Origin of the sequence: Enterobacter chengduensis (assembly GCF_001984825.2) — a bacterium.
Lineage (GTDB): Bacteria > Pseudomonadota > Gammaproteobacteria > Enterobacterales > Enterobacteriaceae > Enterobacter > Enterobacter chengduensis.
The window spans coordinates 3,117,733-3,130,671 of sequence record NZ_CP043318.1; the positions used below are offsets into that span (position 1 = coordinate 3,117,733).

Below are 12,939 nucleotides of genomic sequence, written 5' to 3' on the forward strand. Positions count from 1 at the left end.
TAATTAAACCGGCCAATAGGCCGGTTTTTCAGGCTGTTCGCCAAGCTCGACGGCGTTCTGTACGTGGTACTGAGTCAGGATGACGTTCAACCGGTTCACCATCTGCATGATCCACCAGCGAATAACACGGATAGACCACTGAACCGCCCCAAGCATCACCCACTGCATAATCAGCGGGCTTACTGTTATCCCATCGAGACAGCACGCGGTTGATATGTTGCGGAGGTACGCTATAGCACACCCCGTGTATCAGTCGCGGCAGAGTGATGTAGTCAGCCTGAGTCTTATCAGCAATAATCAGCCGTTCGGCTATCTGCATCTGGTACTGCGGCGGGCGGCCAGTACCGAGATAAAGGCTCAGCATGTCGTCAGGGAAGCGGGTCAGCCAGTCGACCACCAGCTCTGCAAACCAAGGAACGGGCATCGCATCGTCTTCCAGCACAACCACCCGGCAAGGTTGCTCATCAGCCCATTCAAGCGCGCGTCGGTGATTCCAGTTCGCACCGTGGTCACCGTCATCAATAAGCAGATGAGCATTCAGCAACGCGGCAAGACGTTGCGCTTGTCCTAAGCGGGTGTGATGGCCGACCACCACAAACTTTATGTCTTCAGCCACCAGCGAATCTCCAATTAAAAAGCCGCACGAAGGCGGCTACTGTCTTTATATCAGGTGACCTGCCCCCACGATTAGATACAACACTCAGTTAGTAACGTCGGAATCTTCATTCTCAGAATGACCCTTTCTCCAGCCCGCTGCAAATTCAGACGGTGTCTGATAATTCAGCGTGGAGTGCGGGCGGCATTCGTTATAATCCTGCCGCCAGTCATTAATAATTTTCCTGGCATGAACGATATCGCTGAACCAGTGCTCATTCAAACATTCATCGCGAAATCGTCCGTTAAAGCTCTCAATAAATCCGTTCTGCGTTGGCTTGCCCGGCTGGATTAAGCGCAACTCAACACCATGCTCAAAGGCCCATTGATCCAGTGCACGGCAAGTGAACTCCGGCCCCTGGTCAGTTCTTATCGTCGCCGGATAGCCTCGAAACAGTGCAATGCTGTCCAGAATACGCGTGACCTGAACGCCTGAAATCCCAAAGGCAACAGTGACCGTCAGGCATTCCTTTGTGAAATCATCGACGCAGGTAAGACACTTGATCCTGCGACCGGTGGAAAGTGCGTCCATGACGAAATCCATCGACCAGGTCAGATTGGGCGCCGCCGGACGGAGCAGCGGCAGACGTTCTGTTGCCAGCCCTTTACGACGTCTTCTGCGTTTTACGCCCAGGCCACTGAGGTGATAAAGCCGGTACACGCGCTTATGATTAACATGAAGCCCTTCACGGCGCAGCAACTGCCAAATACGACGGTAGCCAAAACGCCTGCGCTCCAGTGCCAGCTCAGTGATGCGCCCTGATAAATGCGCATCAGCAGCCGGACGGTGAGCCTCATAGCGGCAGGTCGACAGGGATAAACCTGTAAGCCTGCAGGCACGACGTTGCGACAGACCGGTCGCATCACACATCAACATCACGGCTTCCCGCTTCTGGTCTGTCGTCAGTACTTTCGCCCAAGAGCCACCTGAAGCGCCTCTTTATCCAGCATGGCTTCGGCAAGCAGCTTCTTGAGTCTGGTGTTCTCTTCCTCAAGCGACTTCAGGCGCTTAACTTCAGGCACCTCCATACCGCCATACTTCTTACGCCAGGTGTAAAACGTGGCATCGGAAATGGCATGCTTGCGGCAGAGTTCACGGGCGGGTACCCCAGCTTCGGCTTCGCGGAGAATACTGATGATCTGTTCGTCGGAAAAACGCTTCTTCATGGGGATGTCCTCATGTGGCTTATGAAGACATTACTAACATCGGGGTGTACTAATCAACGGGGAGCAGGTCACAGGATGTTACTTTGCTTTAGCCTTGTTTATTGTGTACGTTCAACCCATCAGTGGTTGGACACTGATGCACTTAAAAAAAGAGGGATGGTTGATTACCTCTGAAAAGGACAATGCTTGTGTCACAAAATGAAATAGACAAAATCAAAGAAGATATTCAGGTACTTCAATATCGTATGGGAGGTGCAGAGTATTTGATTAAAATACTAGTACAGAAAATGCACCCTAACGAAATTGCTGCAATAGAGAGCGAAATCAATAACAACATCCAAAAATTTGGACAAAACAGCGCTGTTGCAGATGTTCTTAATGAATCACTTCGGCTGCTCAATAAGTAAATCCTCTATACCTTTTTTTGCGGCCTGTGAAATGGCCGCTTTTACTCGAGCGATTTCTTCATCCTCCAAGGCGTGTCGGGCCTCAATAGCTTTCATCTTCTGTTCCAGTTGTTCAATGCGATACTCTAAAGTCATAGAAACCTCTCATCATTTATGACGCCACCACGCGTTTTCTTTTCCAATACCATCAGTTTTGAACACTGTATGAACCAATGGCCCAGTGACCAACCTTTCAGCGAATGACTGCGCAACAATGCCGAACGCCAGCATGTCACCCACCGCGGCGCCAGCCTGTTCTTTCTTCCAAAAACGATAGCTCTCGATCCGGTAGTAAAGACGGATGATGCTGTGAGCGAACGCCATTACATCAGCGCGGGTGCCACCCAGCAGACCAGCATTAAGCATCACATTATTGCGGTGCGCTTCAATGAATTCCTGATAGATGCGCTCAGGATGATTCTGTTTCGCCCAGGTGTCGGCGTAGGTCTTCGGTTCAGAACCGACATATACCTTTCCGGGCTCCATTTCTTCCCACGGCGCTCGAAGCATTTCTACATCGGTACCATCAGTACACCAGACGAACCGGTATTCAGGGTGTTCGCGTAGATGCTGCCAGATGTGAAGCCAGCGCCGGAAGTAGACATTCATCTTCACGTCAGGAACGCGATACAGCTCAACGTCTGCCGGTGCCGTCTGTAGTTCATCCACCAGTGCGATACGGCCACAATTTCGAAGCGAGGCAGCCCACCTGGTCAGCATGTCAGGTGCGGCCGCCATTTTCTTACCGCGCTGCGGGTCTGGCTGGCTGGTCAGTAACGTAGTGATAACCACATCGCGCTGACGCCGATATTCAACGTAACCGGTAAAGCCGGTATCACGTCGTTCGTTGTGGATCTTAACATTACGTTCCACCAGCGCCTGGCGGTCGGGCCTCGGTACTGAACGTTCCACCGCTTCATGTTCATCGAGAGAATGGATCAGCTTTTCGGAGCCTTTCACATCGGCATAAGCCCACGTAGTCAATCCAGCGTTATGAATGCGCAGGGCAAGGTCGCTGTGTTCGTACATGCCGCGACCGTATACCGGATCAAATCCACCCACCTTCTCGATGGCGCTACGGTGGTAATACAACATCACGCCGCGCTGCCCGGTGTACGCCACATGCTGATCGTCACGGTAAAGCACCGAAAGGTCATTGAGCTTATTCTGGCCAGCAAGATCAAGGAACTGGTAAGCCAGGTGTGGCTCGGGTGATTCGATGTAGGGAAGATGCCAGTTATCGGCGATGGGCCAGGCATCATCATCCCACAGAAAAAGATGCTCGCACCCGGCATCCATCAGGGCTGACAGGCTGGCGTTCTTCGAAGCTACAATCCCGAGTGATGTTTCATGGCGAAGCAGCTGAACGCCGTCGGGCACTACCGCCGCAGGTTTTGAACCATCATCAATAACAACCACCAGCGCGCCGGTAGGTAAAAATTGCAAATGTTGAATTAGTGCGCGGCTCAGGGCGTTAGCGCGATTATGCGTGGTTATGGCTATACCAATACGAGCATAAGAATTATAGACGGGAGCATACTGGACACCGTTAATTGTGACATTCATCGCAACTCCAGCGATTTATCATTTATGCAAAAATCCAGAAAGGATCTTGCATTGCGGATAGGGTAGAATTTTTAATCTCAGTAATAAATTATTACTGAAACCCCACACAGCATTAACTAAGAGATAATCGATATGGTCAAAGCTAGACTTTTTGGTAATGTTTTTATTGATAATGGTGTTGGAATTAAAGCTTCAGGTGATGTAGACATCGAATCACATGGCTCCATTTTTCAAGGCAATGGCAAAGCGATGGAGCTTGATTCAGGTGTGCCTGAAGAAGTTTTAGCTTTCTTTAAGCAGGGTGTTAACATTCAAAAATTACGTCTTTTGATTGAAGAAACCCAAAAAAAAGAAGACCCGAAACCTGAAACCTTAGCCCGAAAGCTCAAGAAATCAGGTTTAAGCGCCTGGATAGCTAACGGAGCAAACACCGTTACTGTTGCCACCGCGATTATTGAGTGCATTAAATTTATCTCACGATAAAAAACATATCCCCTTAAGAGGATTAATTACTATCTTCACGAGGGGATATATTTATTTCACTCTGGCAGTTAGCCTGCCACGCTTTGTTATGCGCCAGGATGTCTTTCTTCGTCTGGCGGTCCATAACGTCGATATCGTGATCGGTCAGGTAGATTGGCTTTACCCTGTCGCCCCATTCCCTCTATCGTTACTGCACCGAGCATAACGAAACCGTCTAACAACTCAGTCTGAGGTTGAGACATTTTTGCCCTTGAAGGTTTCGCCTGTTTGGATTGTTAGCGTAATTTGGCAGATATCGGACATTGAGAGCCTCTTTATCCGCTTGTGGGGATATCAGAAGGAATATCCGCTGCTGGGGATAGTATTTAACTATCACTTTGTGATGGTCTCTTCTGTCTAACAGCGTTGGATATCCAACGAATGCCTTTAGAGACCACTATGGAAGCAGGAATTCCCCTGCCTCGTTTCTACAGGAGGTAACATGTTTTCAGAATTAGATATTTCTTTTGCCATTGCCATCGCGCCATCAATTAACCAGATCGTTAAAACATTTTGTCTGGCAATCACATTGGCGCTTTTGAAACGCTACGGCATTATCAAGCCCACCCGCAGATAGGCTTTGTAATGGCTAACACTTAGTGTCACTTAGGCCAGCTGATAAAAAACATAAAGCCGATGAATGCGAAAAACAGCCCAGCGGCTGCCGCAACAACGATTAGAGTCCAAACAAGAATTGTTCCGATGGTTGCGATCACTTGGACCTCGCTAATTTTGGTTTCTGGCAGTTCGCCTGCCACGCTTTGTTATGCGCCAACTTGCTTTTGCTGGCTTGTAGATGGATATTGCTGGGATGAAACACATGGAGATAACCAAATGAAGCAGATTCTTTTTGCGTGGTTTGTTTTAACAAATACCTTTGCCTGCATCACCGTCAGCATTAACGTGAACAACTCGCTAATGCTTGATTCAGCTGTGCCATGGATTGTTGGGATTTCTCTTGCAGCAATCACTAATTACTTATTGGCTAAAAAACTGAAGAAAAGCGGTTTTCTTTAGCACATCCTTAAGGCATTGGTGTATTCACTATTTCAGGCACTGCGTGCGAATGTATTCCTGCAGATAGCCGACCTGCTTCGTCACTGTGACGATTCGCTCTCTGAGGTTGAAATAATCCCGTTCAGCGGAGTCAGTAAGTCGGGGGCCGGTAGCATCGCCCAGGCCGCCGGTGCTGGTCGTTCCGTTCGCGGGACAGTTTGCGTTGAGCTGCATCCGACGCTTGCCAGAAGCAACATCGCGCTTAAGCTGATCGATAGTAGCTTTGGCATCAGCCAGTTCTCCGGTGTATTTGGCATCCAGCGCAGCAACATCTCGCTGGCGCACCTGCATATCTTTGATCGTGGAGTTAGCCAGGTTGAGAGCTTTGGTGGCTTTATCGCGCTGGTCTTTGTAGGTGATAGCATTGTCTCGGTATCGGTTGACGAAGAACGTCAACACACCAATTAGGACCACTACCAGCAATTGCATCCAGTAACGCTTAACCAGCGCGCTAATCATGAAAGGAACAGAGCGCGCTCCGCCTCGCGCCGACGGGCCAGTCCATTCAGGACTTTACCACCAGCTTTATTCCAGCGCAGGAACTCATCAGCTGCGCCAGCGTAATCACTGGCGTTGAGTTTTCGCAGGAGCGTAGCTGTTGACAAAGACCGGGCACCGAGATTGTAAGTGAAAGACACCAGAGCATCGAATTGCCCCTGAGTCAGATCGACTTTAACCAGGCGGGACACGTCACTTTCGTAGCTGACTAGTCCTGTCTTCAGCAGGCGTTCTGCCGTTTCCTGCTTAATCGTCATCCCGGCGCGGATCGGTTTGCCGTCGACAGGCTGAGTCCACCCATAGCCAATCGTCCACACTCCGACGCTGTCCCGGTACGCGGTGAGCTTGCAGCCTTCGAACTGCTTGATTAGGGCAAGGCCTTTATCACTAATTTGCATTCTTAATCCCCGTCAGGCATTCCCAGAAGTAAGTCAGTGCCACGAAGCCCATCACTCTGCTGATACTTACCGCCTTTTGAAATTGTGATTGGTTCATTAGTGCCTCAGTGCATCAATCAGGCGCGCCACGTTTCCCCGAGCCCAGAGAACGGCAGCACAGATCAGGACATTGACCATCACCACAAACCAGTGGGATTCATGGTACAGGCCGAACAGATAACGGAAAGGGACGCTGGCGTATACCAGCACCGTGAAATAAGCCATCAGCGATATCAGCGGGCGATGTCTCGCCCCGCCGCGCTGGTAGAACATCAGTGCAATAACGATAACAGCAGAGATAATTGCGTTTGCCATCGCACTTGGATCACTTGTTACCATTGCTGGCCCCTCCACTACGTAAACGCGAGAGAATTCCAAACAGGCTTCCCAAATCCTGACTGTTGACGAACGTCAGCAGCTTAATAGCAATAGCGGCTACGATTACCGCGCCGAGCGCATCGAGTGGCCTGTCGCTATACCCCGTCCATTTGGAGAAGTAAGAGCCAAGCAGTGGAGCGCCGATAACGCCGAAGATGAATGAGGTGATGAAGTAGCCCACCAGCTTAAGGCGGCTGATATTAACCGCCGTAGCGACGTAGAATACCGCACCAGCGAATGCGCCAAACACCACACCGTAATCTATGCCGGTTGCCAGGCCGAACATGCTGGCCCCCATCAGACCACCAGCCGCTACCGTAGTGCCAGATACAGGATCGGACATCTAGTCCCCCTCTTATTGCCGTGAATCCTCTCAGTTATGAGGGGAATAAAAAAAGCCCGCTTTTTATAGCGGGCTAATGAGTTGACTATTTGTAAGGTAGGTGTGAGTAGGACCTATGCTCAGAAGTGAAGCTGTATCGGCTGATTCACTATTGGCTAAGGAGAACCGAAGAGCACTCAGTTACTTCCCACAACTCAAAGCGTAGCAGCAGTTTGCAAAACCATAAAAAAAAGCCTGCGGTTTATGGCAGGCTCTCAAGGAATTTGAATATCTTATTGTTGTTGTCATGGTGCCGGGTGCCTCCCGGTGACTCTACCCCAGTCAGCAAAGACGCGCGCATACCTGCAGATAGCAGTTGACTGGAACGCCCTCTCGCTTAGAAAGGATTCACCACAAGAATAAGTTACGGCAAATTCATTCACATAGTCAATGAATCATCGCCGAGAGTCATCTCGGAACGAGGGGAAACAAAAGGCCGCCCGTAGGCAGCCTCGCAGATTCTATCTATGAATTTTACCTTGGGAGGTGATGTCTGAAGCCAACCCATTCAAAAGCATCAAACACATTTTGTATTATTGATTGCACTTTTAACAACGAATCGAGAGAAACATCGACTACTCCATAGTACCCATTTGCCTTAGTGCAGCCATATTTTGACCCATGTAGATTATCCAAAATCAAATCCCCCTGAGAACCAACGATAAAATCGGCATTAACCGGTTTTAATTTTAGGGGTTGTGGTACCTTTTGAGCGTCAAGGCCACGAGCTCTATCTTCCATATGATGGGAAGTGTTTCTCACACCTGTTAAATCAGGGAAGTCACTCTTCAGTTGTAAATGAAGTTCCGCTATTCGCTGTGGTGCTCCATCTGAATTGGCAAGAACCTTCAGAAACTTATCAATATTATCTAGTGCATAAAGAAAGCTTCTTGCATGTAAGAACTTTATTCGATGTTGATGGCTTTTAGGAAGTTCACCATTTTTCCACTTTTCTGTTTTGAAACGCCGATCAACTTCGAACCGTATTTTGTCATAGTTTGCATGTGTCTGATCGCCCAACTCTTGGCAAACTTGGTGGTGTATTATTTTACGTTCTTCTAATTCCTGGCGATATTGCTCAGATGTAATTTTGGATGGGCCATTTGAAAACTCTAAAAGAAAAAAATTTAATGCAATATTGGCATCACAGAACGCCGATTCGAGGTGCCCTAACAAATTTTCAAGTTTTGCTGCTAAGTCCCTGTCTTGATAACCAAGACAATCTCCAGGCTGGATTAGCTCAAGAATGTACATTCGCTCGCTCCTGAGTATTTTTACCAAGCGATTGTAGTACTTGTTGGCGAAAGCATTCAATCAACGCGCTCACAAAAAAACCCGCACTGCTGGCGGGTTTATGTTTTGCTTTATTGCTCAGTACGCTTTACTGTCCCGAGCCTACCACAATTTAAGCACTTTCTTGCTCACCCTGCAACTTAAATCTGTCGGTATTTGTGCCAAACGCGTCACAAAGTGGAGCGTACAGTATCGATTCTGCCAAACTTACCCAAGTGTCTATGCGGCGGCGGCATGTGATCAAGGTCCAGTCAGGGTGTTTTGCATTGAGCTCGTTCGCCATCTGGAGCTTGCTCTTGCGTAGCCGGTGACGGTCAACGATGACACCATAGAGGGATCGGTAGTCGTCATTCATGAGGACTGAAGCAATAACACCATCCACCTTCAACCCTTCTTCATCAGAGCAGAACGCCAGGCCACTTTTGTTTTTGCTGTCGAGGATTTCGCGCAGGTACGCTTCCAGCTCAGGTTTAGTGATGCCGGATTTCTTCATTCTGCGCAGCGCATCGTTGATTGCGGTCTTGGTGATTTTTCCGGATGCAAGCAACTGGTTGAACATGTTCCCGCCTGAACCACCACCGATGTACGACCAGCGACCCCACATGCGGAGCTTGCCCTGTACCCAGATGCTTTCGAGAGTGCGAAGGCGAACCATCTCGCCGGATTTGCCAACTTCTGAAGGATTGATCATGTTGCGTCTCCACTTACGCCAGTACGCCGATTTCCAGCGCACGATCTAAAAACCGAAACAACAGCACCAACTGGTCGCCGTGCTTCGCTTCAAATGCCACAGGATCAGCGTGCAACTCATCGTGATGCGCTCTGCACAGCGGTATCACAAACAGGTCATGCGCTTTGGTACCCATTCCACCCTGCCCGTGGCCTATCAGGTGGTGGGGGTCGTCTGCCGGGTTATTGCAGCAACTGCACTTCTGCGACTTAACCCAGCGGGTGTACTTATCGTTCTCCCAGCGGCGGCGCTTTGGCCTCAGCATGAAAGATTCGGGTGATTCAGGATCGACCTTCACCGAGACTATCTTCTTAACTTTCTCCTGGAGGATTTCAGTCGCCGGTAATGACGGAACAATCTCACTTTCCCGCATCACTGAGCTATGCGATTCAGGCTTAATCCTGAGGGCTTTATTGGCCACTGATTCAGGAATAAGGTCGGCCAGATCGTTACGTACCATCCACCAGCAGAACTCCGGCAGCGTCAGGGTATGGTCTGCATTAAAGCCCAGCATAATATTCACCCTTTCGAGCAGCCATTTTACCAGGTTCTGCATGGCAATTCCTGCCAGTCTTTCAGTGGTTTGTTCACGCAACTGGTTATCACAGCCCCAGCAAAGGCGAATGCTTCCGGGTGCATGCCGCATTACCGTAAAGTCCTTAGAGTGCCATTCATTATGGGGCCACTGACATTCGAATTTACGTTCAAGCCAGGTATCAAGACTACTCAGTCCACCAGCACGCTGAATGACTCTCTCGTTCAGGAAAAGCTCCTCCATACTGACATCATCTGTCAGTGGCTGATGTGCTTCTGGAATAAGCCCTGATGGCAAATGCTGGATTGCTTCGGATGGTGTTTCAATTACCACCCGTCCACGACGAAAAAGCCACAGCAACTCGTTTCCAGGGCGGAACAGTACCACCCCTGACATTGGTGCAACTTCAGGTGTCAGTATGGCTCTCACCCTATTACTCCTACCGCTGGTTGATGTTTAGTGATCGCTATTTCAACCCTGCCACCCGGAACTTTAGGGCCCCACTCCACCAGCATTCGCTGCACCTGACTGTCATCCTCCCAGATGCCAGCGTGACTAAGTGCGTCAAACAGAGCCTTGTTGTAATTGTCGATATCGCGGCGGCGTGCATCTGGCGGAAAGAGAAGTATCTCCACCGCAGCTGGTGACGATGATGGTTTTGGAAGGCAACGCAGTTGCTCAATTATCGCTGCGCATGCCGCACTCTGATATGCCCTGCCTTTCTCACTGATAAGATGGCGGCCTTTTAACGGCCCCTTGTTCGGGGCTCGCCAGTAGGTGTTTACGCTCGGAGGGAACGGGAGCACCAGTTTCATAAACTCACTCCCTGTTTTTTCAGCCATTCAACAGCGTTATCTCTGGCCATGTCTCCACCGGATAGCAGGCCTTTAATGATCGCTACCGGATCAGCATCCAATTCTGTTTTGACGACGGTAATGCCCCTGGCAGCGCCAGGAGCAATGGAGAGGTAACCTTTTTTCTTTAGCGCCTTCACATGCTCAGCAGCAGCGTTCGGTGATGCACAGCCAATTAATTCAGCAAGCTCCAGAATAGTCGGCGGGAAACCGGTTAGGTCCTTGTAAAGCACGATGGCATCCAGAACATCATTCTGACGCGGCGTTAATTTCATCATGAATTTGCTCCTCTGAAACCTGCCGGGACTTTGCTGTAGTCAGTGTTCTGGAAACTGGAGCGGAAAACCCCATCTTCTCGTGCCCACTCTCCGTTGATACGAGGTGGACGCCCAGCTTTGGCCCAGCTGTTGGCTGACTTCAGGTAGCCAGGAAACTTTGTTGGCTGGAAAAGAGTCTGTGGGCGAAGGTAAGCCGACATAGTGAGATCTTCGCTCCACTTCGCGTTGCAGTAATCCACCACCAGCGATAACTCTTCAACGGTGTAACCTTCCCCGATTCGGGCACGAATGTTTTGCAGGGAGGTTGTTGAAACCTGATAACGCGAACTGGTCACCTGGTTCAGATGGTTTAAAACCTGTTTAGCCTGATCGGTGATCAACACATCACCGTCTGGTTGCGGCGCAACCGGACAAATAGGTTTTTTAATATCTGTAGTATTCTCTGTTGTATTCTCTGTAAGAACATCAGTGCATTTTGACCTGATGAGAGCGGTTCGTTTTGACCCGTTGGAGCGTTTCACTTTGACCTCTTCCATCGGTTCATTTTGACCTGATGGAATAGTGCATTTTGAACTCTTCGATTTGGTCACTTTGACCTCATCTAAAAGCTCGCTTTCGTAGTTGATCGTGTAGTAGTTCGTCATGTCGCGCTGAGACTTGTTCAGTTGCTCAACTTTGAGAACTCCGAGGTTCTTCAGGCGAGTGAATGTGCGCTTCAGCGTAGACTCTGACCAGAACGGAAACTGCTCCAGCCACTGCTCGGTGGTGTTGTAAATCCAGCGCACGCCGTCACGCTCCAGTCCGGAGGTGGTTTCTTTAAGCCAGTAGTTAACCTGCTGCAACGCAATAGCCTCGTTAAGGCCAATGCTGTATGCAAGGTCAGGGTTTATCACTATCGGCCGGGATGGCATCAACAGGCTCATGGTCGTCCTTTAACTCTGTAAATTTACGCTGGAATTGCTCAAGAGGGCTGAAGCACTCATGATCGTACCCTTCGCGAAGGTATATAACGCGTCGAGTCTGTGGCTCCCATCTGATGACATGGACCGGGACGCCGTAGTGGTCCTTGAACCGCCGGTTAACTTCAGCCATTCCTCACGCCCCTTCTCGTTCATCAGAACAAAAGCCTCTACCATCGCGTTCTCAGGCTGGTAGTTGTTCGTGTCAGCCTGCTCGTTTAATCTCTCCACATAGCCGAACGGGGAATCTTTTCCCACCAGTGGAAGGCATCTGAATTGCTTCGCTGGTCTCAATCGGTTTAAACTGTTCATGCGTTAGTTTCTCCACTGAATACGACACGCCAAGACGCCCGGAGCTGCACACTCGCGGGCGTCACTTTTTTTGGCTTTGCTTACGGCTAAACAGCGCGACAATCGCGCGGATTTCTTCTTCACGTGCTGCCAAGTGACGGCGGTGATACTCATTAATTTCGTCCGCTTCATGGGGTTCTATCACTCCGTCTTCCAGTGCTTTCTGAATAACGGTATCGACGCGTCCGCGAGCAGCTGATGTACGCAAAGCACGATCAAACAAGTCGACACGGTCCAGGTCTTTCAGGTGTGGTACATCCACCAGCAGTGCTCCGCGACGACGAGCGAAGTAATCCGCTAGGAGAGACGTATTTGAAATGTCTTCCATTGCTTCCAGCTCGTTAACTTCGAAGAAGCGACAGCCGTTCTTCTCGTACAGGTTGTTGTTGAATTGCGTTACTGACATGCCAAGAGCACCGGCCATTGCCTCACGGCCACCGGGAAACGCTTTGCACATCGCTTTCACTACTTCTTTCAGGCTTGGCTCTACCATGTTGTTTTTCCTTTGGTAGTTATGTTTATGCAGCCGTTTCACTAGACTGCAGAGGTGGGAAAACATCATCAATACTGACTTCTGCGCCGAAATCATTGAGCGCAGAAACGATTGCACGGCACTGATCGATGTTCATTTTCCTTTTGCTGTTTTCGTAGTGACAAACAGCCCCTTTTGTTACGCCAAGTGCACTTGCTAAGTGCCCTTGTGTAATACCCAGCTTTGTTCTTATTGCTCGAAGATTATTCATTACGTTCTCCCGTTAACAATATGAATATACATTTTGTATCTTAAATTCACAAGTGAGATATACATTTTGTGACTCGATTAAAAGTATACG

General features: G+C 49.5%; 21 protein-coding genes. 4 read left to right on the forward strand and 17 right to left on the reverse strand.

All coding sequences use genetic code 11. From position 1 onward, the window contains the following. Positions 1-28: 28 nt before the first annotated feature. Both FY206_RS15165 and FY206_RS15170 read right to left on the reverse strand, forming a co-directional pair. Positions 29-619 carry a hypothetical protein gene (locus tag FY206_RS15165; RefSeq protein ID WP_077064158.1) on the reverse strand — a complete coding sequence of 197 codons (591 nt, stop codon included), beginning with the start codon at positions 617-619 and terminating at the stop codon, positions 29-31. A gap of 81 nt (positions 620-700) precedes the next feature. Then, positions 701-1,821 (reverse strand): IS3-like element ISSen4 family transposase gene (locus FY206_RS15170; RefSeq protein WP_085950818.1). Its coding sequence is split into 2 segments (ribosomal slippage): positions 701-1,563 and positions 1,563-1,821, totalling 1,122 coding nucleotides; the frame shifts between segments, so codons are not numbered across the junction. A gap of 188 nt (positions 1,822-2,009) precedes the next feature. Here FY206_RS15170 and FY206_RS15175 point away from each other — a divergent pair. Further along, positions 2,010-2,228 carry a hypothetical protein gene (locus tag FY206_RS15175; protein WP_131825688.1) on the forward strand — a complete coding sequence of 73 codons (219 nt, stop codon included), beginning with the start codon at positions 2,010-2,012 and terminating at the stop codon, positions 2,226-2,228. Here the strand turns inward: FY206_RS15175 and FY206_RS25330 are convergent. Both FY206_RS25330 and FY206_RS15180 read right to left on the reverse strand, forming a co-directional pair. Further along, positions 2,205-2,363 carry a hypothetical protein gene (locus FY206_RS25330; RefSeq protein WP_167513850.1) on the reverse strand — a complete coding sequence of 53 codons (159 nt, stop codon included), beginning with the start codon at positions 2,361-2,363 and terminating at the stop codon, positions 2,205-2,207. The two genes, FY206_RS15175 and FY206_RS25330, sit on opposite strands and share 24 nt — an antisense overlap. 12 nt (positions 2,364-2,375) lie before the next feature. Then, complete coding sequence (locus FY206_RS15180) at positions 2,376-3,833, reverse strand: glycosyltransferase family 2 protein (RefSeq protein ID WP_077064566.1); 1,458 nt, start codon at positions 3,831-3,833, stop codon at positions 2,376-2,378. A 132-nt stretch (positions 3,834-3,965) separates the two neighbouring features. Between FY206_RS15180 and FY206_RS15185 the strand changes: the two genes are divergently transcribed. The 3 genes from FY206_RS15185 to FY206_RS25600 all read left to right on the forward strand — a co-directional run bounded on the left by FY206_RS15185 (position 3,966) and on the right by FY206_RS25600 (position 5,372). Beyond that, entirely contained in the window at positions 3,966-4,316 is a 351-nt protein-coding gene (locus FY206_RS15185; RefSeq protein ID WP_077064565.1) for a hypothetical protein, read from the forward strand. A gap of 481 nt (positions 4,317-4,797) precedes the next feature. Further along, the gene (locus FY206_RS25725; protein WP_279238154.1) at positions 4,798-4,932 is read left to right on the forward strand and encodes a hypothetical protein; all 135 of its coding nucleotides are present in this window, start codon (positions 4,798-4,800) and stop codon (positions 4,930-4,932) included. Between the two features lie 125 nt (positions 4,933-5,057). Beyond that, positions 5,058-5,372, forward strand: a complete 315-nt coding sequence (locus FY206_RS25600; protein WP_243144138.1) for a hypothetical protein — start codon at positions 5,058-5,060, stop codon at positions 5,370-5,372. Positions 5,373-5,399: 27 nt separating this feature from the next. Here the strand turns inward: FY206_RS25600 and FY206_RS25850 are convergent, their stop codons facing one another. From FY206_RS25850 to FY206_RS15260, 13 genes are all read right to left on the reverse strand, one after another. Beyond that, complete coding sequence (locus FY206_RS25850; RefSeq protein ID WP_077064562.1) at positions 5,400-5,870, reverse strand: lysis protein; 471 nt, start codon at positions 5,868-5,870, stop codon at positions 5,400-5,402. Further along, positions 5,867-6,307 carry a lysozyme gene (locus FY206_RS15200; protein WP_077064561.1) on the reverse strand — a complete coding sequence of 147 codons (441 nt, stop codon included), beginning with the start codon at positions 6,305-6,307 and terminating at the stop codon, positions 5,867-5,869. The genes FY206_RS25850 and FY206_RS15200 overlap by 4 nt, the downstream gene beginning before the upstream one ends. 96 nt (positions 6,308-6,403) lie before the next feature. Continuing rightward, positions 6,404-6,685, reverse strand: coding sequence for a phage holin family protein (locus FY206_RS15210; protein WP_077064560.1), 282 nt, complete (start codon positions 6,683-6,685; stop codon positions 6,404-6,406). Then, positions 6,672-7,067, reverse strand: coding sequence for a phage holin family protein (locus tag FY206_RS15215; protein ID WP_077064559.1), 396 nt, complete (start codon positions 7,065-7,067; stop codon positions 6,672-6,674). The genes FY206_RS15210 and FY206_RS15215 overlap by 14 nt, the downstream gene beginning before the upstream one ends. 513 nt (positions 7,068-7,580) lie before the next feature. Then, the gene (locus FY206_RS15220; protein WP_077064558.1) at positions 7,581-8,360 is read right to left on the reverse strand and encodes a hypothetical protein; all 780 of its coding nucleotides are present in this window, start codon (positions 8,358-8,360) and stop codon (positions 7,581-7,583) included. Between the two features lie 151 nt (positions 8,361-8,511). Beyond that, on the reverse strand, positions 8,512-9,090 hold the full coding sequence (locus FY206_RS15225; RefSeq protein WP_077064557.1) for a DUF1133 family protein: 579 nt from the start codon (positions 9,088-9,090) through the stop codon (positions 8,512-8,514). 13 nt (positions 9,091-9,103) lie between these two features. Beyond that, positions 9,104-10,093 (reverse strand): DUF968 domain-containing protein, encoded by a 990-nt coding sequence (locus tag FY206_RS15230; protein WP_077064556.1) that lies wholly within the window; start codon positions 10,091-10,093, stop codon positions 9,104-9,106. After that, complete coding sequence (locus FY206_RS15235; protein WP_077064555.1) at positions 10,090-10,479, reverse strand: RusA family crossover junction endodeoxyribonuclease; 390 nt, start codon at positions 10,477-10,479, stop codon at positions 10,090-10,092. Before FY206_RS15235 ends, FY206_RS15230 begins: the two co-directional genes overlap by 4 nt. Then, positions 10,476-10,796, reverse strand: coding sequence for a LexA family protein (locus FY206_RS15240; RefSeq protein ID WP_077064554.1), 321 nt, complete (start codon positions 10,794-10,796; stop codon positions 10,476-10,478). The genes FY206_RS15235 and FY206_RS15240 overlap by 4 nt, the downstream gene beginning before the upstream one ends. After that, positions 10,793-11,719: a conserved phage C-terminal domain-containing protein gene (locus tag FY206_RS15245; protein ID WP_077064553.1), complete on the reverse strand. Its 927-nt coding sequence runs from the start codon at positions 11,717-11,719 to the stop codon at positions 10,793-10,795. The genes FY206_RS15240 and FY206_RS15245 overlap by 4 nt, the downstream gene beginning before the upstream one ends. After that, the gene (locus FY206_RS15250; RefSeq protein WP_077064552.1) at positions 11,676-11,888 is read right to left on the reverse strand and encodes a DUF4222 domain-containing protein; all 213 of its coding nucleotides are present in this window, start codon (positions 11,886-11,888) and stop codon (positions 11,676-11,678) included. The genes FY206_RS15245 and FY206_RS15250 overlap by 44 nt, the downstream gene beginning before the upstream one ends. 240 nt (positions 11,889-12,128) lie before the next feature. After that, positions 12,129-12,599: a YmfL family putative regulatory protein gene (locus FY206_RS15255; RefSeq protein WP_077064551.1), complete on the reverse strand. Its 471-nt coding sequence runs from the start codon at positions 12,597-12,599 to the stop codon at positions 12,129-12,131. A gap of 25 nt (positions 12,600-12,624) precedes the next feature. After that, entirely contained in the window at positions 12,625-12,849 is a 225-nt protein-coding gene (locus FY206_RS15260) for a helix-turn-helix transcriptional regulator (protein WP_074169863.1), read from the reverse strand. Positions 12,850-12,939: the final 90 nt, after the last annotated feature.

Coding starts and splice junctions, on each gene's coding strand:
- FY206_RS15180 (WP_077064566.1), bottom strand. CDS start 3,833: ATGAATGTCACAATTAACGGTGTCCAGTATGCTCCCGTCTATAATTCT.
- FY206_RS15250 (WP_077064552.1), bottom strand. CDS start 11,888: ATGGCTGAAGTTAACCGGCGGTTCAAGGACCACTACGGCGTCCCGGTC.
- FY206_RS15220 (WP_077064558.1), bottom strand. CDS start 8,360: ATGTACATTCTTGAGCTAATCCAGCCTGGAGATTGTCTTGGTTATCAA.
- FY206_RS15260 (WP_074169863.1), bottom strand. CDS start 12,849: ATGAATAATCTTCGAGCAATAAGAACAAAGCTGGGTATTACACAAGGG.
- FY206_RS15255 (WP_077064551.1), bottom strand. CDS start 12,599: ATGGTAGAGCCAAGCCTGAAAGAAGTAGTGAAAGCGATGTGCAAAGCG.
- FY206_RS15235 (WP_077064555.1), bottom strand. CDS start 10,479: ATGAAACTGGTGCTCCCGTTCCCTCCGAGCGTAAACACCTACTGGCGA.
- FY206_RS15210 (WP_077064560.1), bottom strand. CDS start 6,685: ATGGTAACAAGTGATCCAAGTGCGATGGCAAACGCAATTATCTCTGCT.
- FY206_RS15200 (WP_077064561.1), bottom strand. CDS start 6,307: ATGCAAATTAGTGATAAAGGCCTTGCCCTAATCAAGCAGTTCGAAGGC.
- FY206_RS25330 (WP_167513850.1), bottom strand. CDS start 2,363: ATGACTTTAGAGTATCGCATTGAACAACTGGAACAGAAGATGAAAGCT.
- FY206_RS25725 (WP_279238154.1), top strand. CDS start 4,798: ATGTTTTCAGAATTAGATATTTCTTTTGCCATTGCCATCGCGCCATCA.
- FY206_RS15225 (WP_077064557.1), bottom strand. CDS start 9,090: ATGATCAATCCTTCAGAAGTTGGCAAATCCGGCGAGATGGTTCGCCTT.
- FY206_RS15245 (WP_077064553.1), bottom strand. CDS start 11,719: ATGAGCCTGTTGATGCCATCCCGGCCGATAGTGATAAACCCTGACCTT.
- FY206_RS15185 (WP_077064565.1), top strand. CDS start 3,966: ATGGTCAAAGCTAGACTTTTTGGTAATGTTTTTATTGATAATGGTGTT.
- FY206_RS25850 (WP_077064562.1), bottom strand. CDS start 5,870: ATGATTAGCGCGCTGGTTAAGCGTTACTGGATGCAATTGCTGGTAGTG.
- FY206_RS25600 (WP_243144138.1), top strand. CDS start 5,058: ATGGTTGCGATCACTTGGACCTCGCTAATTTTGGTTTCTGGCAGTTCG.
- FY206_RS15215 (WP_077064559.1), bottom strand. CDS start 7,067: ATGTCCGATCCTGTATCTGGCACTACGGTAGCGGCTGGTGGTCTGATG.
- FY206_RS15240 (WP_077064554.1), bottom strand. CDS start 10,796: ATGATGAAATTAACGCCGCGTCAGAATGATGTTCTGGATGCCATCGTG.